Annotated in this window: 22 protein-coding genes, 2 pseudogenes and 2 riboswitches; of the genes and pseudogenes, 16 read left to right on the top strand and 8 right to left on the bottom strand. The window is 70.7% G+C overall.

Annotated features, from left to right (window positions below):
• Positions 1-286: 286 nt before the first annotated feature.
• Entirely contained in the window at positions 287-1,906 is a 1,620-nt protein-coding gene (locus ABZ642_RS01715) for a glycoside hydrolase family 76 protein (RefSeq protein WP_360476059.1), read from the top strand.
• Between the two features lie 55 nt (positions 1,907-1,961).
• Here the strand turns inward: ABZ642_RS01715 and ABZ642_RS01710 are convergent, their stop codons facing one another.
• The 3 genes from ABZ642_RS01710 to ABZ642_RS01700 all read right to left on the bottom strand — a co-directional run bounded on the left by ABZ642_RS01710 (position 1,962) and on the right by ABZ642_RS01700 (position 5,864).
• Positions 1,962-3,560, bottom strand: a complete 1,599-nt coding sequence (locus tag ABZ642_RS01710) for a Na+/H+ antiporter (RefSeq protein WP_360475363.1) — start codon at positions 3,558-3,560, stop codon at positions 1,962-1,964.
• A 70-nt stretch (positions 3,561-3,630) separates the two neighbouring features.
• The gene (locus tag ABZ642_RS01705) at positions 3,631-5,022 is read right to left on the bottom strand and encodes an amidohydrolase family protein (protein WP_360475360.1); all 1,392 of its coding nucleotides are present in this window, start codon (positions 5,020-5,022) and stop codon (positions 3,631-3,633) included.
• Between the two features lie 80 nt (positions 5,023-5,102).
• The gene (locus ABZ642_RS01700; protein WP_360475357.1) at positions 5,103-5,864 is read right to left on the bottom strand and encodes an Atu4866 domain-containing protein; all 762 of its coding nucleotides are present in this window, start codon (positions 5,862-5,864) and stop codon (positions 5,103-5,105) included.
• Positions 5,865-6,136: 272 nt separating this feature from the next.
• Here ABZ642_RS01700 and ABZ642_RS01695 point away from each other — a divergent pair, with 272 nt between their 5' ends.
• The 4 genes from ABZ642_RS01695 to ABZ642_RS01680 all read left to right on the top strand — a co-directional run bounded on the left by ABZ642_RS01695 (position 6,137) and on the right by ABZ642_RS01680 (position 8,872).
• Positions 6,137-6,427 carry an Atu4866 domain-containing protein gene (locus ABZ642_RS01695; RefSeq protein WP_360475354.1) on the top strand — a complete coding sequence of 97 codons (291 nt, stop codon included), beginning with the start codon at positions 6,137-6,139 and terminating at the stop codon, positions 6,425-6,427.
• A 213-nt stretch (positions 6,428-6,640) separates the two neighbouring features.
• Entirely contained in the window at positions 6,641-7,180 is a 540-nt protein-coding gene (locus ABZ642_RS01690; RefSeq protein ID WP_360475351.1) for a MarR family transcriptional regulator, read from the top strand.
• Between the two features lie 22 nt (positions 7,181-7,202).
• Positions 7,203-8,105 (top strand): sugar phosphate isomerase/epimerase family protein, encoded by a 903-nt coding sequence (locus tag ABZ642_RS01685; protein ID WP_360475348.1) that lies wholly within the window; start codon positions 7,203-7,205, stop codon positions 8,103-8,105.
• On the top strand, positions 8,102-8,872 hold the full coding sequence (locus ABZ642_RS01680; protein ID WP_360475345.1) for an IclR family transcriptional regulator C-terminal domain-containing protein: 771 nt from the start codon (positions 8,102-8,104) through the stop codon (positions 8,870-8,872). Before ABZ642_RS01685 ends, ABZ642_RS01680 begins: the two co-directional genes overlap by 4 nt.
• A gap of 30 nt (positions 8,873-8,902) precedes the next feature.
• On the opposite strand, the gene ABZ642_RS01675 is transcribed toward ABZ642_RS01680, so the two are convergent.
• On the bottom strand, positions 8,903-10,315 hold the full coding sequence (locus tag ABZ642_RS01675; protein ID WP_360475342.1) for a carboxylesterase family protein: 1,413 nt from the start codon (positions 10,313-10,315) through the stop codon (positions 8,903-8,905).
• Positions 10,316-10,646: 331 nt separating this feature from the next.
• On the opposite strand from ABZ642_RS01675, the gene ABZ642_RS01670 reads away from it, so the two are divergent.
• From ABZ642_RS01670 to ABZ642_RS01650, 5 genes are all read left to right on the top strand, one after another.
• A complete protein-coding gene (locus tag ABZ642_RS01670) occupies positions 10,647-11,954 on the top strand; it encodes a Rieske 2Fe-2S domain-containing protein (protein WP_360475339.1) in 1,308 nt (435 codons plus the stop codon).
• Entirely contained in the window at positions 11,951-12,904 is a 954-nt protein-coding gene (locus ABZ642_RS01665; protein ID WP_360475335.1) for a PDR/VanB family oxidoreductase, read from the top strand. Before ABZ642_RS01670 ends, ABZ642_RS01665 begins: the two co-directional genes overlap by 4 nt.
• A gap of 39 nt (positions 12,905-12,943) precedes the next feature.
• Positions 12,944-13,177: a hypothetical protein gene (locus tag ABZ642_RS01660; protein WP_360475332.1), complete on the top strand. Its 234-nt coding sequence runs from the start codon at positions 12,944-12,946 to the stop codon at positions 13,175-13,177.
• Between the two features lie 121 nt (positions 13,178-13,298).
• Positions 13,299-13,571, top strand: coding sequence for an LLM class flavin-dependent oxidoreductase (locus ABZ642_RS01655; protein ID WP_360475329.1), 273 nt, complete (start codon positions 13,299-13,301; stop codon positions 13,569-13,571).
• 69 nt (positions 13,572-13,640) lie between these two features.
• On the top strand, positions 13,641-13,991 hold the full coding sequence (locus ABZ642_RS01650; protein WP_360475326.1) for a flavin reductase family protein: 351 nt from the start codon (positions 13,641-13,643) through the stop codon (positions 13,989-13,991).
• A 37-nt stretch (positions 13,992-14,028) separates the two neighbouring features.
• Here ABZ642_RS01650 and ABZ642_RS01645 read toward each other — a convergent pair whose 3' ends face one another.
• Positions 14,029-14,562 carry a GNAT family N-acetyltransferase gene (locus ABZ642_RS01645; protein WP_360475323.1) on the bottom strand — a complete coding sequence of 178 codons (534 nt, stop codon included), beginning with the start codon at positions 14,560-14,562 and terminating at the stop codon, positions 14,029-14,031.
• Positions 14,563-14,806: 244 nt separating this feature from the next.
• The gene (locus ABZ642_RS01640) at positions 14,807-15,472 is read right to left on the bottom strand and encodes a GNAT family protein (protein ID WP_360475320.1); all 666 of its coding nucleotides are present in this window, start codon (positions 15,470-15,472) and stop codon (positions 14,807-14,809) included.
• Between the two features lie 261 nt (positions 15,473-15,733).
• Between ABZ642_RS01640 and ABZ642_RS01635 the strand changes: the two genes are divergently transcribed.
• Positions 15,734-17,431 carry a stealth family protein gene (locus ABZ642_RS01635; protein WP_360475317.1) on the top strand — a complete coding sequence of 566 codons (1,698 nt, stop codon included), beginning with the start codon at positions 15,734-15,736 and terminating at the stop codon, positions 17,429-17,431.
• A gap of 15 nt (positions 17,432-17,446) precedes the next feature.
• Positions 17,447-19,318, top strand: coding sequence for a stealth family protein (locus tag ABZ642_RS01630; RefSeq protein ID WP_360475314.1), 1,872 nt, complete (start codon positions 17,447-17,449; stop codon positions 19,316-19,318).
• A 51-nt stretch (positions 19,319-19,369) separates the two neighbouring features.
• A riboswitch (cobalamin riboswitch) is annotated at positions 19,370-19,530 on the bottom strand.
• Between the two features lie 3 nt (positions 19,531-19,533).
• Here the strand turns inward: ABZ642_RS01630 and ABZ642_RS01625 are convergent.
• A pseudogene (locus tag ABZ642_RS01625) lies at positions 19,534-20,001 on the bottom strand (isocitrate lyase); the annotation flags it as partial.
• Between ABZ642_RS01625 and ABZ642_RS01620 the strand changes: the two are divergent.
• From ABZ642_RS01620 to ABZ642_RS01610, 3 genes and pseudogenes are all read left to right on the top strand, one after another.
• A pseudogene (locus tag ABZ642_RS01620) lies at positions 20,001-20,471 on the top strand (short-chain fatty acyl-CoA regulator family protein); the annotation flags it as partial. The pseudogenes ABZ642_RS01625 and ABZ642_RS01620 sit on opposite strands and share 1 nt — an antisense overlap.
• A 14-nt stretch (positions 20,472-20,485) precedes the next feature.
• Positions 20,486-20,663, top strand: a riboswitch (cobalamin riboswitch).
• 53 nt (positions 20,664-20,716) lie between these two features.
• Positions 20,717-20,920: a hypothetical protein gene (locus ABZ642_RS01615; protein WP_360475311.1), complete on the top strand. Its 204-nt coding sequence runs from the start codon at positions 20,717-20,719 to the stop codon at positions 20,918-20,920.
• On the top strand, positions 20,898-21,305 hold the full coding sequence (locus tag ABZ642_RS01610; protein ID WP_360475308.1) for a (2Fe-2S) ferredoxin domain-containing protein: 408 nt from the start codon (positions 20,898-20,900) through the stop codon (positions 21,303-21,305). The genes ABZ642_RS01615 and ABZ642_RS01610 overlap by 23 nt, the downstream gene beginning before the upstream one ends.
• A gap of 218 nt (positions 21,306-21,523) precedes the next feature.
• On the opposite strand, the gene ABZ642_RS01605 is transcribed toward ABZ642_RS01610, so the two are convergent.
• A complete protein-coding gene (locus ABZ642_RS01605) occupies positions 21,524-22,189 on the bottom strand; it encodes a TetR family transcriptional regulator (protein WP_360475305.1) in 666 nt (221 codons plus the stop codon).
• Positions 22,190-22,304: 115 nt separating this feature from the next.
• Here ABZ642_RS01605 and ABZ642_RS01600 point away from each other — a divergent pair, with 115 nt between their 5' ends.
• On the top strand, positions 22,305-23,009 hold the full coding sequence (locus ABZ642_RS01600) for a DUF2993 domain-containing protein (protein ID WP_360475302.1): 705 nt from the start codon (positions 22,305-22,307) through the stop codon (positions 23,007-23,009).
• The last annotated feature ends 17 nt before the right edge of the window (positions 23,010-23,026 follow it).

Genomic DNA, 23,026 nt, shown 5'->3' with positions numbered 1-23,026 from the left:
CGCGCGTCGACCGTCGTCCCCCATCGTGGAATCGAGGCGAGTCCCGGTGTCCTCACGCAGCTCAGACATCGTTGTCAGATCACGCCTGCTCGGCTTCCTGCTGGCGGCCGCGCTGGCGTTCGCCGCCCTGGTCCCGGCCGCGACACCCGCGGCCGCCGCGACCCAGGTCTGCGTCCTGGCCTGCGACACGCTCGACCCCTCGCAGGCCCGTCAGGAGACCTTCCCGGTACCGGACAAGGACCTCAACGGCCGTCGCCTGGAACTGCACGTGTCCGACGCCGACGACATGGCGTGGGCCAGCATCGACGACGGCGTGACCGGGGACTCGGTGTGGCTGGACCGCTCCTGGGACGGTGGTGCCACCTGGGAGGGACTGCTCGGCAAGGCGAGCATCCCGGGCACCTGGACCGGCACCAGGACGCTGATGTACAACATCACGGACCCCCGCAACCACCGCCGGGGGCTGGTCCGGGCCTGCGGTGACGCGGCAGGCGTGGGCTGCACGAGCTGGGTCTATCCCACCGTCTGCGACACCCTCTGTGACGGCACGAGCGCGGACCGGGCGGCCGGCGACGACCAGCCGGTACCGTCCACCACCCTCTACGGCCGCACGATCCGGCTGCACGTCGACCAGCGGAACTCCATGGCCTGGGCGAGCATCGACACCGGTGGCGCCGGCGACGAGATCTGGCTCGACCGCTCCTGGGACGGCGGCTCGACCTGGCCGGACGGTTCCTCCCTCGGCCGTACCGCCACCCCGTCCGGTGCCACCGGCACCCGTACCGCGATGTACGCCACCCGTGACCCGCGCGGCCTCCTCTACGGCGGCGCGGTCCGCGCCTGCGGGCGGGAGGCGAGCCACAACGAGGGCAGCTGTACCGCGTGGGTCAGGCCCGCGCCGACCCGGGCGCGCGCGGCGGCGGACGCGCTGATGACGTCCTACGACCCCTACAACGGCTGGTGGCCGAGCAGTTGGTGGAACTCGGCGGCCACGCTCACCTCCCTCATCGACTTCGCGAAGACCACCGGCACGCACGACTACGACTGGATCGTCGCGCGTACCTTCGACCGGAACAAGGGCGTCTTCGCCGCCGGGGTGCGCAGCTCGGACGCGATCGAGGGCGACTTCATCAGCCGGTCCGTCGACGACTCGGGCTGGTGGGCCATCGCCTGGATCGACGCGTACGACTACACCCACGACTCCCGGTATCTCGACGAGGCCGTCACCATCGCCAACTACGTCCAGCAGTACTGGGACACCGGCACCTGCGGCGGTGGCGTGTGGTGGGACCGGGAGCGGACCTACAAGAACGCGGTGACGAACGGGCAGTACCTGTGGCTGACCACCGCACTGCACCAGCGCATCCCGGGCGACACCGTGTGGCTCCAGCGGGCGAAGACGTCCGCCGCCTGGTACCGGGCCAGCGGGATGATCAACTCCTCGGGTCTGGTGAACGACGGCCTGACCTCGTCCTGCGCCAACAACGGCTCCACCGTGTGGAGTTACAACCAGGGACTGGCCATCGGCGGCTTCACCGAGCTGTGGAAGTCCACCGGGGACGGCTCGCTGCTGACCACCGCGCGGACCCTGGCCGACGCCGCGGTCAGCCGTCCGGCGCTGACGGTCGGCGGAGTGCTCACCGAGTCCTGCGACGTCGGCTCGGCGTCCTGCGACGACAACCAGAAGCAGTTCAAGGGCATCTTCGTGCGGAACCTCGCCGACCTGGCGACCGCCACCGGCTCCAGCGCGTACCGGAGTTATGTCCAGAAGCAGGCGGACACCCTGTGGGCACAGGACCGGACCTCCCTCAACGCCCTCGGTGAGCGCTGGGCCGGCACCAGCCCCAACCAGACCGACTGGCGGACCCAGGCCAGTGCCCTCGGAGCGCTCACCGCCGCCGGGTGAGGCGGGAACCGGTCGGCGCCGGGGCGCACTTCGGGCCGGGCCGCAGCCGGGTCCTTCACGGGTACGGGGGCTCATCCGGGCAGGCCGGAGACGCGGCCGTGGGATTCGCCTTGCCTTGCAGCCGGACCTCCTCCACGTCGAGCATGCGCTGGACGCTCCGCAGGACGATGTCGTCGATGCGGCCGGCGTCGCGCAGGTCCGTGAGGGTGTCCCGCTTGACCCGGAGCAGGGCGAGTTCGAGTCGACGCACGCTCTCCCGGCGCCGCGCGGTGCCGGGAGCGGGGGCCGTATGGTCCTCGATGTCCTGGACCAGGCGCCGGGTGTCCCACTCGGGGACCCCGAACCGCTGCGCCAGCTCCGGCAGGGCGTGCAGTGCGGCACTGCTCATACGGCAGCGGACGAGGGTGAGTTCGGCGGTCCTGTCCGTGTCCTCGGGGAAGCGGGCCCGGCGGACCACGGCGGGCAGCGTGGGGCCGAGGACCGTGAGGGTGACGACGATGACGACGGTCGTGAGGAACACCACGGCGTCACGCTGCCCGACGACCTGTCCCCCGGCGGTCGTGGCGGGCACGGTCAGCGCGGCGGCCAGCGAGATGGCGCCACGCATCCCCGCCCACGCCAGCGGCAGCCGCTGGCGTCCGGTGATCCGGCGCTCGCGCTGCCGGGGACGCCGGTCCACGAGCCTGACGAGATAGGGGACCGAGTAGAACCAGGCGATCCGGGTCCCGATCACGGCGACGCTCACGGCGAGGGCGGCGAACATCGCCTGGACCAGCGAGACAGAGGTCAACGCCCGCACAGCCGCAGGCAGTTGGACACCGACGACGACGAACAGCGCGCTGTTGAGCAGATAGCTGGTCACTTCCCAGAAGGCGACCGCCTGGATGCGGGCGTCGGGACCGATGACACGAGGGCCGAACCGGGTGGTCACCAGGCCGCAGGTGACGACGGCGAGGACGCCGGACACCCGCAGGAGTTCGGCGGGCAGGTAGGCCAGGAAAGGCGTGGCGACGCTCAGCACGCTGTGCAGCAGGGGGTCGGGCAGCCGGCGCCTGACCGGGATCAGGAGCAGCGCGACCGCGCCGCCGACCAGGATTCCGCCGGCGTAGGACTCGGCGAAGGCGACCGCCGTGCCGGACCAGGAGAAGGGCCGCTCGTCGGTGACGACATCGACGGCCACGGCCAGCAGGACCAGCGCGGTGCCGTCGTTGAGCAGGCTCTCGGTGCGCAGCACGGTCAGGATGCGGCGCGGCATCGCCCTGGCGACGGCGGCGACCGCCGCGGCGTCGGTCGGGGCCAGGACGGCGCCGAGGACGAAGGCGACGGGCCAGCCGTAGCCCAGCGCATGGGCCACGGCCGCGACGGCGACGGCGGTGGCGAGGACCAGCCCGGTGGACTGCAGGGCGATGCTGCGGAAGTTGTCGCGGATCTCGCGTACCGAGGAGGTGAGCGCCTCCCAGTACAGCAGGGCGGGCAGAAAGAGGAACAGGACGACCTCGGGGGACAGCGTGAACGACGCGAAGGGCGGTGTCAGTCCCACGAGGCAGCCCGCGCCGAGCAGCAGAAGCGGTTCGCTCAGGCCGGTACGACGCGACAGCCAGCCCATCAGGAGCACGCCGACGGCGACGACGGCGATCAGTTCCAGGCTTGCCATGGCGGATTCCTTCGCTGTGCGTACGTCCGGGACCGGGCGGCCGGGGGACCACGGAACGGGGTGGGGGCCTTCAGACGGCCGGGGTGTTCAGCACGTACTCCCGCGAGGCGTGCACCTCGGAGCGCAGGGCGGCCAGGTCGACGTCGAGGACCCGGCCGTCCCACTTGCGGGGCTCGCCGTTGATGAGGACGGCGCTGATGTTGCGGGCGTCGGAGCCCAGCACGATCGTGCCGATCGGGTCGTTGAGGGGCATGTTGTTGAGGTCCTCGGCCCGGATGACCAGCAGGTCGGCCTTCTTGCCCGGGGTGAGTGAACCGGTGACACCGGCCAGGCCGTTGGTGCGGGCGCCCTGGAGGGTGGCGAAGTCGAGCACGTCGTGGGTGGTGATGCGGAAGGGCTGCCGGCCGGTGCCGTAGGCGGCGTTGACCGCGCGCATCCGCTGGATGGCGTGCAGGGCCCGCATCTGGGTGAACATGTCGCTGGCCAGAGCCACTTCGACGTCGATGCTCAGTCCGGGGCGGATGCCGACGGACAGCGCCTCGTCGACGGCGGGGACCGCGGTCTCCAGGCCGATCTGGGCGTCGGAGGTCGGCGCGAGGGCCACCGTGGTGCCGGACTCGCCCATCGCCTGCCACGCCTCGGGGGTCAGGCCGGTGGAGTGGATGAGGGTGACGTCGGGGCCGAGGATGCCGTCCTTGGCCCAGCGCAGGACCGCTTCGGAGGAGGCGGTGCCGAAGACGGCGTCCACGCTCACCCCGATGCCCAGTTCCTCAGCGACCCGCGCGAGTTCGGGGCCGTAGGCGAGGTCGGGTCCGGCGATCTCGTCGGTGGCGAGGGTCGCCAGGCGCAGGGTGAGCAGTTGGTCGTCGCTGCTGAAGTAGCGGTCCTTGAGGCGGGTGAGGTCGCCGGGCCACTGCCGGTCCCAGTCGCCGAAGTGCGGGCCCATGGAGGCGTGCACGCCACGGATGCCGGTGTCGCGCAGCGCCTGGACGGCGGCGTCGGAGTGCCGGCGGGTACGGGAGTTGTGGGAGAAGTCGAGCATGGTCGTGATGCCGCTGTCGATCGCGGTCAGGGCGGCCAGTCTGGTGCCTGTGTACATGTCCTGGGGCCGGTAGACGGTGGCGTAGCCGGCCAGGGTGGCCATCACATAGCCGCCGAGGTCGTCGACGTCCGGCATGATCCGGCGCAACTGGGCCTCCCAGGCGTGCCGGTGGGTGTCCACGAAGCCGGGGGCGAGGATCGTGCCGGTGGCGTCGACGACCACGGCGTCCGCCGCGTCGAGGCGGGGGCCGACGGCGGTGATCGTGTCGCCCTCGACGAGGAGGTCGCCGTCGGCCACGACACCGAGACCGGGGTCCATGGTGACGACGGTCGCGCCGGTGAACAGGATGCGCCGCCGGTCGGCGGGCCGACGCCGGAGCTCTTCGAGTACGGCGGCGCTGGTGGTGTCGTTGACGTTCATGAGGGTTCTTCTTTCAGTACGGGGGAGGGGGGCCGGGAAGAAGGCGGGGGGAGGACGGGGGGAGGGCGAGGGGAGGGAGGTCAGCCGAGCTTCATGACGTAGCCCGCGTGGTGGAGTTCGTCGCCCCGGAACTCGCCGTAGGCCCAGAACCCGAGGTCGTCCAGGTAGTCGATGCGGTCTCCGGCGACCCAGTAGCGGCCCTGGTAGGCGTGCGGGCGTCCGCCCCGGGTCTCGTCGTAGCGGCCGTCGGCGGTGAGTTCCTGGTGCAGGAAGTCGTTGCGGTCGATCCAGACGCCGACGCGCGGGCTGCCGGTCAGGTCCGCGGCGGCCGGTACGCCCGTCTCGGGTGCGGTGGCCCGGCCGGGGACGTCGGTGCCCGCCCACAGGACCGGGAGCCCGGTCGCGACGAGCGCGCGGACCTGATCCGGCCGGGTCAGGAGGGTGGCCACCGCGCCCGGCACGTCGTCGGCGAGTTCGTCGGGCACCACCAGGAAGTCGGCCGCGTTGCCCGGTGCCAGTGTCGCGACGTACTCGGAGCGCCGGCCGCGGCCGCCGGCCAGCGCCACGGTGTCCAGGACGGCGGGGACGATGGTCATGCCGGTGCTGTCGACGACGATGGCGTTGTCGTCCCCGGCCGCGGTGACGATGCCCGGGCCGACCCCCACGATCAGTGAGCCGACGAACAGGATGTCGGCGCCGACCATGGCCCCGATCAACGGGTCCGTCGTCAGGATCCGGGCGTTCGTGAACAGGACGGGACGCCCCTCGTCGTTCGCGAGGATCTCGTCCAGGGCCTCGGGGTTCCAGCTCATGGTGTCGGCGTCGGTGAGGGTGATGGTCATCGCGTGCTCCTCGATGGAGTCGCCTCGTATCGGAGCGTCCGCTGCGGGAGTGAGCGTCGACGCGGGTCCGAGGCGCGTGTGGGGCGGCTGGGGCAGCCGCCTGACCATCAGGTTCGTCGGGCGCCGGAACCGGAACCAGGCCGCCTTGTCCCTAGGTGTCGGGCACCCACGATCCGGCCGGCTCGCGATGGTGGGTGCGCGGTACCCAGGAAGCCCTCACCTGGGAAGACGGCGGCCTGGTCGCCACCGGCCGCCGGGCCGATCGTAGAAACATGACCAGCGACGACACGCCCCGCGACCCGCACCCGTACGTCGGGATGTGGGTGACCGGCGACGGATTCATCCGCCAGGAACTGCTCCCGAACGGCCGCTACGACGAAGCCCGCGGCAACCGCGCGAGCGCCTACACCGGCAGTTACACCGTCACCGGCAACCACCTCGACTACGTCGACGACACCGGCTTCACGGCCACGGGTGACGTCCGTGACGGCGTTCTCCACCACGAGCACCTGGTGCTCTACCGCGAGGGCGACACTCCGCACGGCTCCGTCGGCGAGGGATAGCCGAAGACCCTGGTCACGGCCCTCATGCCGACGGTGCGCTGCGTTCCGGCCGGGGTCGTGCGGCACTCGTAACCCCGGGTGGGTGGCTCCTGCGCTCGGACTCGGTGACGGCTCGGCGATTGACGTGCGACGACGCGAAGATTAGACTTCCATGGAAGTTAGCTTCCGAAGAAGTCCGATGCTCGCGGAGCTCGGTCGAGGAGAGTGGTTCTCGTGGCGCTGCGGGCGGACAGGCATTCCCGGACCGAGACGTCGGAGCTGAGCGAGAGCGCCGCTGCCTGGGCAGGCGAACTGCCCGGTCTGGATCTCACGCCCTTTCTGGTTTCCGCCGGAATCCTGCGCCTCGCGCAGCAGGTCGAGCAGGCCTTCACGGCCCTTGCGCGAAGCAGCGGTATCGGGCCCGGTGATCTCCGCGTGCTCCTGGCGCTGCGCAGGTCCCCGCCGCAGTACGCGATGAGCCCGACGGCGTTGTTCAAGCGACTGATGATCACTTCGGGAGCGGTCAGCAAGCAGGTCGACCGCCTCGCCGAACTGGGGCTGGTCGAACGCGTACCGGATCCCGAGGTGTTGCGCGGGGTGCTGATCAGCCTTCGGCCGGCCGGCCGCACGATCGCGGAGAACGCGATGCGTCGGATCGCGACGTCCTTCTGCGGCCTGGAGCACCTGAGCGCCGCCGAGGCGAGCCGGACGATCGACGTGCTCAGCGACTTGCAGCGGACGATGGACGCGGCCGCGACCACAGAACAGACATGACGGGCGTGAGACGGAGGCCATGATGCCACTCGATGTTCCCTTCGCCGTGAACGCCACCTCGATGCCGCACTCGACGGTCTGGGACGACATCGAGAACGTGACCGCGACCGGCGTGCGCGGCCTGGGGCTCTGGGAGCGCAAGCTGGCCGGCGTCTCGGACGCGGAGGTCGTGCACCGGATGCGTGCGGCCGGGATCTCCGCGACCTTCTGCGTGCCGACCGTCAACTGCGTCCTTCCCTCCCAGATCGACCCACCCGGCGCGCCCCAGGACATCCTGGCCAGACGCGACCTCATCTGCGCGAGCATCGAGCGGCTCGCGGCGTTCGGGCCGGAGGTGATCACGATCGCCCCCGGGGCGTCCGGAGACCCCGATGAACCGGCGGGTCCGCTGTCAGCCGTCCTTGAGGTCCTGCCCGACATCGCGGACGCCGCCGCGGCCTGCGGCGTCCGCATCGGACTGGAACTGCTGGCCCGGCGGAGAGGCTCGGCGGTTCCGTCGATGCACGAGCTGGTCGACCTCGTCGACGCCGTGGGCCGGGACAACGTGGGGATCATGTTCAGCGTCTTCCACAGCTGGTCGGAGCCCGGTCTGCACGAGGACCTGCGCCGGTATGCCTCGCGGATCAACAGCGTCCAGGTGTGCGACATCCGCGATCCGGAGCGATGCGCGTTCGATCGTGAGCTTCCTGGAAAGGGCCGAGGTGTCGCACCGGAGATCATGGCCACTCTCATCGAGGCCGGGTACAGCGGATGGTGGGAGCTGGAGATCTTCTCCGACGACGGAACCTACGGCACGGTACTCCCGGACTCCTACTGGGCCATGCCGCCGCGGCGTTTTCTGCGCCAGGCGCGAGAGGCCTTCGACCGGACTCACGCCGCGGCTCTCGACATCCTGGCGAGCCGGGAAGGCCGAAGGACGCGATGACCGTGCCCGAGGACATCCCCGGACGCTCGCTGCCAAGACGCATCTTCGGCCTCCTCGACATCGTCGCAACGGCCCCGCACCCCCTGACGCTGAGTGAGATCGCACGCCGCGCCGGCCTCCCGGTCTCCACGGTTCACCGCTTGCTGGGCGAGCTGCTCCAGAGCGCCGTGCTGGTCCGCACGGCAGCCGGCCGGTACCGGCTCGGGGAGCACATCTGGCGCCTCGGCGCCGCCGCGCCCTGGGAGCGGGAGCTGCGCAGAGCCGCGGCGGTGCACCTGCACGCCTTGGCGCGCCGCACCGGCGCAGGGGTGGCACTGGCGACACTCAGCGGCGATCACCTGGTGTGCCTCGACACCATTGCCGCCCCCGGCACCGGCCTTGTCCTCGCCGCTTCCGGCGACGAACTCCCCCTGACGGCCACGAGCGCGGGAAGAGCACTCCTGGCGACCACGGCACGGGACCGGCTGAGCAGCGTGCTGAGCAGACCGCTGCCACGCCTGACCCCCTTCACTCTCGTGGCACCGCACCTGCTGGTGGCACAAGTGGAACGTGCCCGCCGGAACGGCTACGCGACCGCGCACGACGAAGCGGTCGCCGGCCAGGCTTCTCTCTCGGTCGAGGTGCCTACCGGGCCGGACCGCGTGCCGATGGCACTGACCGTGCTGACGCCTGCGCCTCCCCACACGCTCATGCGGATGCTGCCCCCGCTTCGCGCGGCCGCCGCCGCCATCTCGGCCGCCGTGGCGGCCCCACACCCCCAGGCCTGACACGGTCCCACTGCCCACTCGGCTCTCGCCTCACAGGAACCGCTGCACGTAGGCGTCGCCGGGGAGCCAGGGGCGCCACGGGTGTTCGGCGGTCGCCGGGGTACCGGTGTGGAGGAAACGGGACCACGCCCGCTGCAACGTGGCGGACAGCTCCCGCGCCCGGGTGTCGCGTGCGTAGAGCACGGCGAATTCGGAAGCGGCGAAAGTGCCGAACAGCAAAGGGATCTCGATGGTGTGAGTCGCGCCGAGCCGACCGTCCCAGGCCGGGCCGGGATGCGCGTACCGGGCGCGGAACACCCTCGAACCGGTCGCCGCCGCACGGCCGGCCCACTGGTCGGCCGGCACGGTGTACAACCGCTCGGTGATGACCGCCGCCGCCGCGGAACTCGGCGTCTCGGCGTGCTGAACCGCCGCTGCGTACCGTCGCGCGACAGCCGGCCCCAGCATGGCGGTGAGCACCGAGACCGCCTTGTCCCGGCTGACGTCCGCGGGCCATTCGTCGTCGACGAAGAAGAAGGTTCCCTCGTCCGCCGTGGTCGTGATCAGAGTCGGCCGCACAGGTGCGGTGGACTGCAGATCGGCGAGCGGACTTGCCAGCCACCCGGTGGCGGTCGGCCAGAAGCGATGTTCTGCGGCGATGTCCCGGGTCGCGGAGAGGACGCGCGCACCGGGCACGGTCACCAGTTCGGGCACCCGGACGCCGAGCCGGGACGCCAACGCCTCGACCGCTCGCTCCGAAGCCGCCGGTGACTGCAGAGCCGGGACACCGCTGTGCAGCACCGCCTGGGCGAAGAGATGGCTGTACGCGGGGGCCAGGGACAGCAGGGCGACGCACATCGCTCCCGCGGATTCACCGCCCAGCGTGACGCGCCCCGGGTCACCGCCGAACGCGGCGATGTTCTCGCGCACCCATTCGAGTGCCGCCACGAGATCGCGCAGGCCGAGGTTGGCCGTGTCCGCCCCCGCCGTTTCCGCCCCCAGCGAGCCGTGACAGGCGAAGCCCAGGGCTCCCAACCGGTAGTTGACCGTCACGACCACGGCCGACGCCGCCTCCGCGAGCGACGCGCCGCGCAACGCGGGCACGGAACCCGCCCCGTTCATGAAGGCACCGCCGTGCACCCAGACCAGTACCGGGAGGCCGGACGGCGCGTCCGCCGGTGTCCACACATTGAGGCTCAGGCAGTCCTCGTCGGTGGCTCCGGGATCCCCCTGCAGCAAGCGAGCGCGGGCGCTCCCGGGTTGCAGGGGCGCCGCACCGAACCGGGTGGCATCGCGCACGCCGCCCCAGGCGGGGGCGGGCCCCGGCGGCAGAAACCTCCTTGGCCCGACGGGCGCCGCCGCATACGGGATTCCGAGGAACTCGTCGACGGTTCCCGTGCGACGGCCTCGCAGACGACCGGTGCGCACCTGGATCTCGACCGAACTCCTGGGCGTAACTCTCATGTCTCGGCCCCCAGCCGGCTATGAGCGGGCTCGACGTCCTGACCGGCCACCGCTCCTCCTGGAACAGACCGTCGGACGTTGAACAGTCCGTCCGGCGTTGAACAGGCCATTCGACGTTGAACAGGCCGTCCGGCGTTCGGCCTGTCAGCCAACGCCCTCGGCTCAGGGCTTGGCAAGCAAGGTTTTCCGCCTCGTGGGAAACGGGACCGGGCCTGCTGGGGCCGTTGACATCGACCGAATCCCCGCTTAGCTTCCAAGGAAGTTCGCTTCCATGGAAGTAGCCGCGTGGGCGGCGAAAACGGGGGACCATCAACGACGAAAGGACCCCACCATGCTCACCACCGAGGAGAACGAGATCCTCACCCGCGTGGGACCCGACACCCCCATGGGCCGCATGATGCGCCGGTTCTGGTTCCCGATCTGCACCTCCGCACAACTCCCCGCGCCCGACGGCGACCCCCTGCGGACCAGTCTGCTCGGCGAGAACCTCGTCGTCTTCCGCGACTCCGACGGCCAGGTCGGCGTACTGGAAGAGCTGTGCATGCACCGCGGCGTCTCCCTGGCCCTCGGCCGAGTCGAGAAAGGCGGCATCCGCTGCCTCTACCACGGCTGGAAGTTCGCCGCGGACGGCACGATTCTCGACACTCCCAACCACTGCAACGCCCGCTTCCGCCAGCGCATGAAGGCTCCGGCGTTCCCCGTCCACGAGGCCGGCGGACTGGTGTGGACCTACATCGGGCCCAAGGACCAGCAGCCGCCCTTCCCCCATTACGCGTTCATGGACGGCCCCGCCGAGCACCGTGCCGTGATCCGGCTCAACACGCCGGCCAACTATCTCCAGCTCTTCGAAGGCGGCGTCGACAGCTCACATGTCGGCATCCTGCACAGCGACCAGGCCAATCCGACATGGATGGACGACCAGTTCACCGCTCGCGACGACGAGGACTTCAACCCCGGCGCCCTGGCCAGCGGCGACAACGCGCCCGCCCTGGACGTCGAGGACACCGCCTTCGGCTTCCACTACGTGGCCAAGCGGCAAGGACCGCCCGCCGCGGACGGCTCACCCACCCACAGCATCCGCGTCACCCCGGCCATCCTGCCCGTCACCCGCATCATCCCCGCCCCCGCCTTCCAGTTCTTCGTCTTCGAAGTCCCGCAGAACGACACGGTCACCAGCACCTACATCGTCGCCCACGGTCCCAAGCCCATCGACCGTGCCGAGATCATCCGCATCATGGGCCTCAAGGAACCGTTCTGGAACGACGAGGACTGCGACTTCCGTGCCACCTGGGCCAACGGACTCGGCCAGGACCGCTCCCGGATGACCACCAACTGGACCGGCTTCGACGGCATCGAACAGGAAGACGCCATCCTCGCCATCAGCATGGGCCCCATCCTCGACCGCAGCAAAGAACACATGGTCGCCGCCGACCGCGCCGTCATCCACCTCCGCGCCCGCCTCCTCGAATCCGTCCGGCACCACGAAGAGGGCCACGACCCGATCGCCCACGGCATCGACCTCACCGGCGTACGGTCGCTGCCGGACACCGTGATCGCAGCCGACGACCACTGGCAGGACCTGGTCCCGGGCAACGTCGACGCCGGCGCGACCACCACGGCGGAGACCGCGCAATCATGATCGACACCGTCGTACGCAGCACACGCCAGGCCGCCGAATCCGTGCGGCTCCTCGAACTCGCGCCGGTCGACGGCGGCCCGCTCCCCGCGTTCGCCGCCGGCGACCACATCGACGTCGTGCCGGCGCCCGGACTGACCCGCAGCTACTCCCTGCTCGGCGCCCCCGGACCGAACCCGTCGTCCTACCAGATCGCGGTGGCACTCGACCCGGCGAGCAGGGGAGGCTCACGCGCCGTCCACGAGTCCGTCCAAGCCGGCTCCCGCCTGGTGATCAGCGCACCGGTCAGCGATTTCCCTCTCACCGAAACCGCCCCGCACAGCGTCCTGATCGCCGGTGGCATCGGCATCACCCCCATCCTGAGCATGGCCCGCCGGCTCACCCGGCTCAACGCGTCCTGGGAGGTGCACTACGCGGCACGCTCACGCCACACCGCCCCGTTCCTCCCCGAGTTGTCCGCCCTTGCCGCATCCGGCGCCGGCCACCTGCGGACCTACCTCGCCGACGAGGACGGGCCACGCACACTCAAGATCACCTCTCTGGTGGCCGACACCCCTGGTACAGCCCACCTCTACTGCTGCGGACCGGCCTCGATGCTGGCCGACTTCGAGGAGGCGACCCAGGGAATCGAACCGGAACGCGTGCACCTGGAACGGTTCCGGGGAGACCCGCCGACCGCCTTCGGCCGAGGCTTCACCGTCGAACTCGCACGATCCGGCAGGACGCTCCACGTAGCCCCCGACGAGACCATCCTCGACGCGGTGCTCGACGCGGGTGTCGACGTCGACTTCTCCTGCATGGAAGGCATCTGCGGCTCCTGCCGCACCCCCGTGCTCTCCGGGGAACCCGAGCACCACGACACCGTCCTGACACCACAAGAACGCGCCGCCGCCAACACCATGATGATCTGCTGCTCCGGCACCACAGGCACGCGCCTCGTCCTCGACCTCTGACCACACCACCCCAGACAGCCACCACCACAAGGGGAGCAGATGAACACCGACGGATGGATCTGCTCGGTACTCGACCGCGCCAGCGCCCAACTGCTCGCCCTCGAGTACCTCGGCGTCCACCCCACCGAACTGCGGGTCAGCAGCCCCGTCTACCGCAGCTTCCTGCGGCTGCGGCACCGCGAACTGACCGACGGCAACCCCCTCCTCGTCCTCGGCACCCCGGTCACCGAAGACCCCCGGCTCACCGCCGACGCCTTTCTTCTCCGACCGTGAACGCCCTGCCTGTCGCGGACATCTCACCAAAGGACCCGGAACACCATGGCATTCAGCTTCGGAATCTTCGACTCCTTCGATCTGGGTGACTCCACTCCCGGTCAGGTCATCGCGGACCGCCGTGCACGTACTGCCCGCCTACGACCCGCTGCGCCTCACCGAAGAGATCGCCACCCTCGACCAGATGAGTCACGGGCGGCTCGACGTCGGCGTCGGCAGCGGGGTCAGCCCCTACGAGCTGGCGTTCTTCGGCGTCGCCTCCGATCAGGCGCGCGCCCTCTACGCGGAGACACTGGAGGTCCTCACGCAGGGGCTGAGCACCGGTCGCATCGACCACCGCGGCCGCCTGCTGCGGGACTACGGCGTCGAGCTGTCCATAAGACCTGACGCCTGAAGAGGCCAGGGCCAACCTGGACGCGTTCGCGACGACCGTCATGCCCGCCGTGCGCGAGGCGGCCGCCCGATGAGCGCGCCGACACGGGCACGGGCCGTCGGCCCCGCCGCCTTCCGTTCCGTCCTCGGCACCTTCTGCAGCGGAATGACCGTCATCACGGCACTGGGCCCCGACGGACCGCTGGGCTTCTCCTGCCATTCCGCGTCGAGTGGGACACCACCCCTGGGCGCGCCGCGTCTCGGCGGTGCCCTCGCCTGGCTCGACCGCGCCGTCACCGCGGAGTACGACGGGGGTGATCACACCATCGTCGTGGCCGCGGTCCACGACCTCGCCGCGTCGCCGGACGGCACACCGTCGCTCTACTACCGGAGCAAGTACGCCGCCCTCGACCAGAACGGAGAGCGAGCGGTGTCTTCGTGATGATCCGGCGGTCGTGACGGTCGACGGCCCGGCCGTCTCACGCCTGGAACTCGGTGAGATCGATGGCGTGAACGTGCAGCGGATAGCCGTACACCGGGTGCACCGTCTCTCGCTCCGGCACCATGCCGAGCTTGCGGATGACGTTCTCGGAGGCGTCGTCACCGACACGGTTGATGCCGATGACGCGGTCGAGGCCACGGTCCTGGAGCGCGAATTCCAGCGTGGCATGGGCGGCTTCGGATGCGTACCCCTGGCCCCAGAACTGTGAGCCGAGCCGCCAGTTGATCGCCACGGCGGGCAGTACCTCCGGCAGGAATTCGGGCACGGACAGCCCCGTGAGGCCGGCGAGCTCGCCCGAACCCAGTAGCTCGACGGCGAAGAGCCCGAAGCCTTCCTCGTCCCACTCCTCCTCCCACTGCTCGATGGCTTCCGCGGTCTGGTCCAGGTCGCGCACCGAGCCGTCGTCGATCCAGCGCATGACCCGAGGGTCCGCGTCGATGTCCGCCATGGGCGCGAGGTCGTCGTCATTCCAGCGACGGAGGAGAAGGCGGGGTGTACGGATCTCGGTCATGGCGCTCATCCTGCCGAAGGCGACGGCCTCATGGGTAATCGACACCCACCCGTACCGCCGCTCCGGTACGGCCCTGAGCTCGGATTTCACGGAAGCCTCGGGTGGGCGAGAACGCCGGCGGACGGCGCCCGACGCGAACGGCACCTGTTACACGCGGTGTTCGCGACCGACGATCCGAACGCAGGGGCGGATTACTGCCGCCCTGCAGCGCTGGTACCGGCGATGCTCGACATCACCGGACAGATCACGAACCCGCACCGGAGTCCTGGCCGATGCCCAGGACGGGCAGGCACTCCTCGACGCCGGTCAGCTCGATGTCGTCCCGGCGGATCCGCTCCCACGCGTCCCGGGTGAGGTGCCACCGCTGGATCCGCGCGGGCTCACCGCGGCGGGTGTCCCAGTCCGTGCCGTTCGGTACGTAGCCCAGGCCACGGGATACGCGGTTGGACGCTTCGTTGTCGATGAAGGCGTCGCTGCCGGCTTCGCGTGCGCCCAGCCCGGCGAAGGCCAACTGCAGGATCGCCGACCGCATCTCCTTGCCGAGCCCCTGTCCGCGGCTGCCGGGGGCCAGCCACGAGAAGCTGGACACCGTGCCGAACCGCGTGAAGTTCGTGCCGATGAGGTCCTGCATGCCGACCGGTTCGCCGTCGACGAGCACGGCGAAGTACAGCCGCCACGAGTCCGGGCTCACGCGGGAGCGGCCGGCCCAGATGGCGCGCAGCCATTGCCATTCCCGTTCCGGGCTGTCGGCGTAGAACGAGATCGGGTCGTCGAACGGCCACGGTTCGGCGTCGGCGACCCCGGCCCGCACGAGCGGCACGAGACGTTCCAGCAGTTCGTCGGAGGCACCGGCCAGCGTCAGACGCGGTGTGCGGACTCCGACGTTCAGTGGGGGATAGGTATGGGCCACGCCCGGACGGTAGCCAGCCCGCCCGGCCGCCGCATCCGGTTTTCCCCAGGCGTCGGAGGGGCGCCCCACGGCCGGGGAACGCCGCGTCCTGCCACCGGTGGCGACGGGGCCGACAACCTGTAGCACACGCATGTATGAGTCTGGTGTGTGCAAGATCGGTTTTTCCTTAATTATCTGAGAAAATTTCTACAACCATCTGCTCCAGGTGTCCGTCTGGTTAACGCAAGGGTGTCTAGAGGTTGATGTAGAGGAGCTCAGAACGTGACGGTGCGTTCCTTTGCCCGGCGGGTGCGACCGCGAGTCGAGCGGAAGGCCGCCGAGAAGGTGTGGCAGCTGCGTACCCTGCGGCGCCGCCGCAGGGCAGCGGTCACGGACCCGGTGCTCCGCCCGGTGGCCGTGCGCGGCCAGCAGCTCTACGGACGGGTCGTGACCCGGTTCACCGCCGCCGAGGCGGCCGCCGCCAACCTCGGCCTGGTCCTCGCCGCGCTGGAGCAGGAAGGCATCGCCTACTTCCTGGTGCCGGCCTCGCGCACCCGCCACACCATCGGCGTGAACGCCCTCGACCGCGAGCGTCTCCTCACCGCCCTGGAGGCGCGGAACGCGGGGAAGGCGGTGTTCATCGGCAGACCGCTGCCCGGCGGAAAGCTCAAGCACCCCGCCCTGTTCATGGACGGTGTCCTGCCGGCCCCGCTGCGTACGGCCCCGGTCCTGCGCGTCGGGGAGAACCTCCTGGGCCCCGCGGGCCAGCTGCTCGCCGGCCCGGAGCTCGCCTGCGACGTCGAGTTCTGGGAGGACGGGGCAGAACTCCTCGCCACCGACAAGGGCCCCCGGCGCCTGGCCGCGGTCCAGCCGCAGGCGTCCGAGGACATCTTCGCGGAGTCCCTCGTCGCACCGCGGAACAACGGCATCACGGACGTCCTGCCGGCGTCCGAGCAGAAGCCCGCCATGGTGCGGGTCGGCGACCGGGAACTGCCGAGCTTCGCCGCGCTCACCCGGCCGACCGTGAACGACGTGACCTTCCCCGTCGACGTCGTATACACCTGGGTGGACGGCGAGGAGCCGGAGATGCGCGCCAAGCGCGCCCGGTACCAGGAGCGCGGCACCGCCGAGATCCTGGACAAGGAGACCAACGCCTCCCGCTACACCAGTCACGACGAGCTGAAGTACTCCCTGCGCTCGCTCGCCATGTACGCCGACTTCGTCCGCCACATCTACGTCGTGACCGACGGCCAGAAGCCGCACTGGCTCGACGACACGGCCCCGGGGATCACGGTCGTCGACCACCGCGACATCTTCCCGGCGGACGTCCTGCCGGTGTTCAACTCGCACGCGATCGAGACCCGGCTGCACCACATCCCCGGCCTGTCCGAGCACTACCTCTACTTCAACGACGACGTGTTCGTCGGCCGCCGCGTCACCGCGGAGCACTTCTTCCACGGCAGCGGTCTGATGAAGATCCCGGTGTCCCCGCTCAAGATAGGCGTCGGCAAGCCGCACGCCGAGGAGACGGCAACCAACTCCGCGAGCAAGAACGTCCGCCGGCTGCTGCTGGAGAGGTTCGGGCGGATGACCACGAACAACTTCATGCACACCCCGCTGCCGCAGCAGCGGGAGACACTGCGGGCCCTGGAGGAGCTCTTCCCGGAGGACATCCGCCGCACCACGGCGTCCCGCTTCCGTTCGCCGCAGGACATCGCCGTGACGGCCCCGCTGCTCTACCAGTACGCGCTGATGACCGGCCACGGCGTGCCGGGCCGGTTCGGCTTCCGGTACGTCAACATCAGCCGCCCGGACGCGGAGGCCCGCCTGGCCGATCTGCGCCGCAACCGCCGCTTCGACTTCTTCTGCCTCAACGACGTCGACGTGCCGCCCGAGGAGCGGGAGCGGGTCGGCGTCCGGATGGGCGAGTTCCTGGAGGACTACTTCCCCTTCGCGAGCCCCTTCGAGAAGCAGGACTGACGGGGGTCGGGGGACATGGACATCCGTCACCGCTTCACGGCGCCGGCGGGCCTGCGTGCCGCCGGCAGCCTTCTGGTACGCCTGTGGACCTGGGCGTCGGCCAGGCTCTGGGCACTGCGCACGATCCGGGCCCGACGACGCCTGCGGGCCGCCGTCCCCGGAACGCGGGGGATCACCCTCGGACCGACGCGGCTGTACGGCCGTACGGTCGCCGCGTACACCGCCTCGGACGCCGTCGAAGCCGATCTCGAACGCGTCTGCACCCTCCTGGAAGGGCTGCGGGTCCCGTACTTCCTGGTTCCCTCCGACCACGGGCACGGCGCGCCGCGGCAGAGCGTGGGCGTCGAGGAGTCGTACCGCGGCACGGTCCTCGCCCGGGCCGGCCAGCGCTTCGCGGGCACCGCCGGGTACGTCGGTGCCGTCGGACCGGACGGCGCCGTGACGAGCGCGGTGCTGTGGGCCGACGGCAGGCTGCCGCGGGCCCTGCGGCGGGCCACGGTGCTCCGCACCGGGGTGGTGCGCCTCGGCCCGGGAGGGCAGGTGCTCAGCGGCCTCGAAACGGGGTGCGACATCGAGTTCTGGCGTCACGGCCGCGACCTCGGCACCGCCTCGGACATGGCCGCGGGCATCGCCCCGGGTACGGCCGCGGGCATCGCCCCGGGTACGGTCGCGGGCACCGATCCCGCCTGGCTCACGGTGCCCGGCAGCCGGCTGCCGGACGTCTTCGGTCCGGCGCTCGTCGCCCCGCGCCGCAATCCCGTGGCGGAAGTGCTGCCGGTGGCCGCGCAGGAACCGGCTGTGGGCAGCCGCCGCACCGTCCCGACGTTCGCCCCGTTCGCCGAGCCGGGCATCGACGAGGTGCTGTTTCCCGTCGACGCCGTGTACACCTGGGTCGACGGGGACGACCCGGCGATGGCCGCGAAGCGCCGCGCCCATCAGGAACTCTCCGACAACGTCATCGCTCCGCGCGAGACCGGCGCCTCCCGTTACACCAGCCATGACGAACTGAAGTACGCACTGCGCTCACTGGAGATGTACGCCGGGTTCGTCCGGCGCGTCTATCTAGTGACCGACTCCCAGCTCCCCGCCTGGCTGGACGCGGACGCGGAGGGTCTGACGGTGATCGACCACCGGGACATCCTCCCGGCCGACGCGCTCCCCGTCTTCAACTCCCACGCCATAGAAAGCGGCCTGCACCACATCCCCGGCCTGTCGGAGCACTACCTCTACTTCAACGACGACGTCTTCATCAACCGCCCGGTGGGACCCGAGCACTTCTTCCACGGCAACGGCATCGCCCGTATCCCGCTGTCCCCTCTGAAACTCGGAGTCGGCGCCCCGCACCCCCTCGAACCGGCCCCGAACTCCGCCGGCAAGAACGCCCGCGAGGTGATCAGGCGCTTCCACGGCAGACACATCACGCACAAGTCACTGCACACCCCGCATCCCCAACTGCTCTCGGTCATGCGGGAGATGGAGAGCCTCGGCATCGAGGAACTCGAACGGACCGCCTACTCGCGCTTCCGTTCCACCTCCGACGTGGCCCCCGCGTCCACGCTCCACCACCACTGGGCGATGGCAACCGGCCGGGCCGTCCCCGCCGACTACCGCTTCCGCTACGTCCAGCTGGGCACACCGGACATGGGCCGCCGCCTGGCCCGCCTCACGGCCGGCGAGGACATCGACTTCTTCTGCCTCAACGACGTGGACACGCCCCCGGAGACCAGACCGGCCGCCCAGGCCGCGATCCGCACCTTCCTGGAGCGGAAGTACCCGTTTCCGAGCCGCTTCGAAGGAGCACCCCGCAGCACCACCCGCCCTGTCGCACCGCTCACGACGGGAGTCCCCTCCCAGCCGACGCGGGAGGAAGCACAGCGCCGTGAGTGAACAGGCCCGGAACCGAGCCCGGACCCCACCGAGGCGGCCGGCCGGAACACGGGAAGAATGTTCCGCACGCCCTGGTCTGCGTAGTGGCCGAGGTTGTTGGTGCGTATGACGGCGGTCGTTCCCGCTCACCGCTGCGGGGCAGTCCCGGATTCCCACCGGGTTCCCTCTTACGGCACCCCGTCTGGCGGACGGGGCGAACCAACTGCTCCGGCCACCTACGGGCTGTCACTCCGCCGGGGAGGGGATCCTCCAGCATCCGGAAGGTGCCGCGGAACGCCTGCGTGGACCGCCTCGGCGAACTCGCGGGCCTGGGCGAGGTCCGGGGTGCCGGTCTCGACCCAGATCAGGTCGGCGTACGGGGCGTGGGCGAGCCCGCGGGCGATGACCGGGGTCATGCCGTTGCGGACCCGGTAGAAGCCCTCGGAGGTGCGTTCGCCGGTGACGAACTCGGCGTCGCGCTCGTCCACGTCGGTGGTCAGGAGGGTGGCGGCCAGGGCGTCGGTGCGGGCGATGACGACGGTCGGGACGTCGGCGATGTCGGCGGCGAGACGGGCCGCGTTGAGGGTGCGGATGTGCTGCGCGGTGGGGACGAGGACCTTGCCGCCGAGGTGTCCGCACTTCTTCTCGGAGGCGAGCTGGTCCTCGTAGTGGATGCCGGCCGCGCCCGCCGCGATCATCGCACGGCGTCCCCTTCTCCTTCGTCCGCGTCGACCGGGCCGGCAACCTGTCCAAGCGCCAGTCGGCGACCGGCTTCCACTTCTCCCGGGCCGGCGGCACCTGCCCGCTGTGGAACGTCTACGAGGCGTTCGCCGCCCCCGGCCGCATCCACGTCCAGATCGCCTAAATGCCCGACGGACAGCGGTACTTGTGGACGGCCCGCGCGATCACCCGGCACCGCGGCGGCTGGGGCGAACCCGGCAGGACCTACGCCATCGGCCTCGGCTGCGAGATCCGCCACGCCCACCGCCTCGTCCACGCCGACGGCCTCGACCTCACCAACGCCTCCGCCGCCACCCCCATCGGCATGGGCTGCCGCGTCTGCGAACGCCTCGACTGCGCCCAGCGGGCGGTGCCACCGCTGGGGCGTCCACTGCTCATCGACCAGAACACCAGCACGTTCGTGCCGTACCCGGTGACCGAGCACACGGTCTGACCGTATGACGGACTTGATAGCCTCAGCGGGCCAGTCGAGCCACATCCGAGGCCAGGGAATCCGGTGCGAATCCGGAACTGACGCGCAGCGGTGAGGGGGACGGGCGGGGCCCGCACGCCACTGGGAGACCGGGAAGGCGCCCCGACCGGACGAACCCGAGTCCGAAGACCCGCTGGCACCTCCGCGCCCCGGTGCGGAGGACATCCGTAGGCCAGGCTCCGCGTACGAGCCCCGACCCCCGAGGCATGCCCGTGTTCTCCTGCGCTCTCGCCCAGGAACCCCGCGAACTCCTCCTCGACGAACCCACCGACCACCTCGACATCCGGCACCTCGCCGAGGTCACCCACCCTCCCGGCCACCCCGTGATCCGCTTCCTGCGGCCGGCGGCCACAGCGACGGGATCTCCCCGGAAGAGGAGCACGACGAGTGACGTCCGATCAGCGCCCTGAAGAAGCCCGCACGGAGCACACCCCCGCCGGACGGGCGCCGTGCCGCGTCGTCGTCTGCCGGGACTGCTGCTGCGGAACTGTGAAAGTGCCCGGAGTGGATCACGCCCAGCAGATCGCGCACCTGACCGAGAAGGTCCCCGTACGCGTCTCGGACTGCCTCGACGTCTGCGAGCACGCCAACGTGATCGTCGTCCAGCCCTCCGCCGCCGCCCGCGCCACCGGCGCCCGCCCGGTCTGGCTCGGCCTCGTCAACGATCAGGACGCCACCGAGGACATCGCCCGCTGGGTGCGGGCCGGCGGCCCCGGCGTCGCCCCATGCCCCGACATCCTCGACCTCTACGTCTTCACGCCGCCCCGGAGGGTGCGACGAGAACGAGGCAACTGAGCGACGAGGGAAAGCCCGAGGACCCGGTACCCGGGGCTCCGCCGGGAAGACGGGAGCGGGAGTACCGCGGCAGTCCGGCTCGGGGACGGTGAGAACGACGTCCCCGCGTTCCTGCTGCGTCCAGACCACCCGCGACCGCGGCATGAAGGCGTACGCCTTACCCGAGCGGCTGATCAGGCAGTTCGGACGGTCCGCGGGATTTCCCGCGGAGGTCGGCCCTACGCGGCGCCCCGCAGAACCTCGAACGCTTCCGTCAGCAGCGCGGCGAAGTCGTCGACGGAGCGATGGTCCGCGTCCCCGGTGCCGTCGTAGGAGTAGGCGATCAGGGCACCGCGGACGGCGGCGACCGCCGCGCGGGCCAGTACCGAGGCGCGCAGTGCGCGCCTGTGGGGCGGCTCGTCGGGCGCCTGCCGCGCGAAGCGCGTCTCGAGTGCGTCGGCGATGCCGTCCTCGAAGGAGGTCAGCACGTGGGTGCGCGGCGCGTTGCCCGACAGGGAGCGGGGCGGTGCGCCGACGAAGAGGATGGCCAGTCCCGAGTCCAGCTCCGCGGCGGCTGTGAGCAGGCCGTTCAGGACGGCGGAGAGCGGGGGCTCTGCCGAGGGCCGCAGGGGGATCTCCCTCTTCAACAAGGGCACCAGGTCGAGGATCTCGGCGAAGATCAGGTCTTCCTTCGAGGGGAAGTAGCGGAAGAAGGTGCGCTCGGTGACCCCGGCCGCCGCGGCGATGTCCTTGACCGCCGTCTCCTGGTAGCCGTGCTCCGCGAACATGCGGGCGGCCGCCTGCTGCAGTGCCTGGCGGGTGGCGGCCTTCTTCCGGGCCCTCCGCCCCTCCTCGGGTCCGCTTTCCACGTCGACGGACTCCGCGCGCATGCCCTGCTCGTTCACGCCCTCATCCTGTCACGCACCGCAGGCACCGTTCTGTCGCGTTCATGCCCGTCGCGTTCATGCTGCCGCGGTCCTGAAAACTGTCAGTCCTGACACTTTGTGTATCGTGTCAGTCATGACACTTTTTCGCGGTCTAGTGCGCCGGGCCCGGTCGCGGCCCCGCACCGCGGTCGCCGCGGTCACCGTCCTCGCCCTGGCCGGCGCCGCGGGCGCGGCCGAGCTGACGGTCCGCGGCCGGATGGCCGACCGGTTCGCCACCGCGGCCGAGAAGCGGCTGGGGGAGACCCCCGACGTCGGCCTGGGCGGCACACCGGCGCTGTGGCAGCTGGCCCGGGGCATCTGTCCCGAGGTCGAACTGGAGGCCGACGGGGCGTCCGTGAACCAGTTTCACGATCTCGACATCGATGCCCGGCTCCGCGACGTCCGCCCCCGCGCAGGCGTCGTCACGGTGCGGTCGACCACCGTGGACGTCGGGATAGGCACCGGGTCACTCACCGGCGACCAGTTGCGGCAGATGAACGGCACGATGGCGGCCGACCCCGCGAGCGGACGGCTGATCGTCCGCGCCGGCCCCGGAGGCGCGGTCACCATTCCCCTGAAGCCCTCCCTGCACGGCACGTCGATCGAGATCACTCCCGAGCAGCCCACCTTCAACGGCAACCCCCTGCCCGAGGCCCTGTCGGAAAAGCTCACCGAAAAGGCCCGGCGCACCGTTGAACTGGCCGATCTGCCACTGGAGTTGAAGCCGCAGCGGCTCACCGTCACCGACGACGGCCTGAGCCTGTCCCTCCGCGGCGGCCCCGCCACCCTCGACGCCTGACCCACCGATGTCCCCTC

Source organism: Streptomyces sp. NPDC007157, assembly GCF_040634235.1.
In the GTDB taxonomy this organism is placed as follows: domain Bacteria; phylum Actinomycetota; class Actinomycetes; order Streptomycetales; family Streptomycetaceae; genus Streptomyces.
This window is presented reverse-complemented; position numbering and strand designations above follow the sequence as displayed.

Coding starts and splice junctions, on each gene's coding strand:
- ABZ642_RS01715 (WP_360476059.1), top strand. CDS start 287: ATGGCGTGGGCCAGCATCGACGACGGCGTGACCGGGGACTCGGTGTGG.
- ABZ642_RS01710 (WP_360475363.1), bottom strand. CDS start 3,560: ATGGCAAGCCTGGAACTGATCGCCGTCGTCGCCGTCGGCGTGCTCCTG.
- ABZ642_RS01705 (WP_360475360.1), bottom strand. CDS start 5,022: ATGAACGTCAACGACACCACCAGCGCCGCCGTACTCGAAGAGCTCCGG.
- ABZ642_RS01700 (WP_360475357.1), bottom strand. CDS start 5,864: ATGACCATCACCCTCACCGACGCCGACACCATGAGCTGGAACCCCGAG.
- ABZ642_RS01695 (WP_360475354.1), top strand. CDS start 6,137: ATGACCAGCGACGACACGCCCCGCGACCCGCACCCGTACGTCGGGATG.
- ABZ642_RS01685 (WP_360475348.1), top strand. CDS start 7,203: ATGCCACTCGATGTTCCCTTCGCCGTGAACGCCACCTCGATGCCGCAC.
- ABZ642_RS01680 (WP_360475345.1), top strand. CDS start 8,102: ATGACCGTGCCCGAGGACATCCCCGGACGCTCGCTGCCAAGACGCATC.
- ABZ642_RS01675 (WP_360475342.1), bottom strand. CDS start 10,315: ATGAGAGTTACGCCCAGGAGTTCGGTCGAGATCCAGGTGCGCACCGGT.
- ABZ642_RS01670 (WP_360475339.1), top strand. CDS start 10,647: ATGCTCACCACCGAGGAGAACGAGATCCTCACCCGCGTGGGACCCGAC.
- ABZ642_RS01665 (WP_360475335.1), top strand. CDS start 11,951: ATGATCGACACCGTCGTACGCAGCACACGCCAGGCCGCCGAATCCGTG.
- ABZ642_RS01660 (WP_360475332.1), top strand. CDS start 12,944: ATGAACACCGACGGATGGATCTGCTCGGTACTCGACCGCGCCAGCGCC.
- ABZ642_RS01650 (WP_360475326.1), top strand. CDS start 13,641: ATGAGCGCGCCGACACGGGCACGGGCCGTCGGCCCCGCCGCCTTCCGT.
- ABZ642_RS01645 (WP_360475323.1), bottom strand. CDS start 14,562: ATGACCGAGATCCGTACACCCCGCCTTCTCCTCCGTCGCTGGAATGAC.
- ABZ642_RS01630 (WP_360475314.1), top strand. CDS start 17,447: ATGGACATCCGTCACCGCTTCACGGCGCCGGCGGGCCTGCGTGCCGCC.
- ABZ642_RS01615 (WP_360475311.1), top strand. CDS start 20,717: ATGCCCGTGTTCTCCTGCGCTCTCGCCCAGGAACCCCGCGAACTCCTC.
- ABZ642_RS01600 (WP_360475302.1), top strand. CDS start 22,305: ATGACACTTTTTCGCGGTCTAGTGCGCCGGGCCCGGTCGCGGCCCCGC.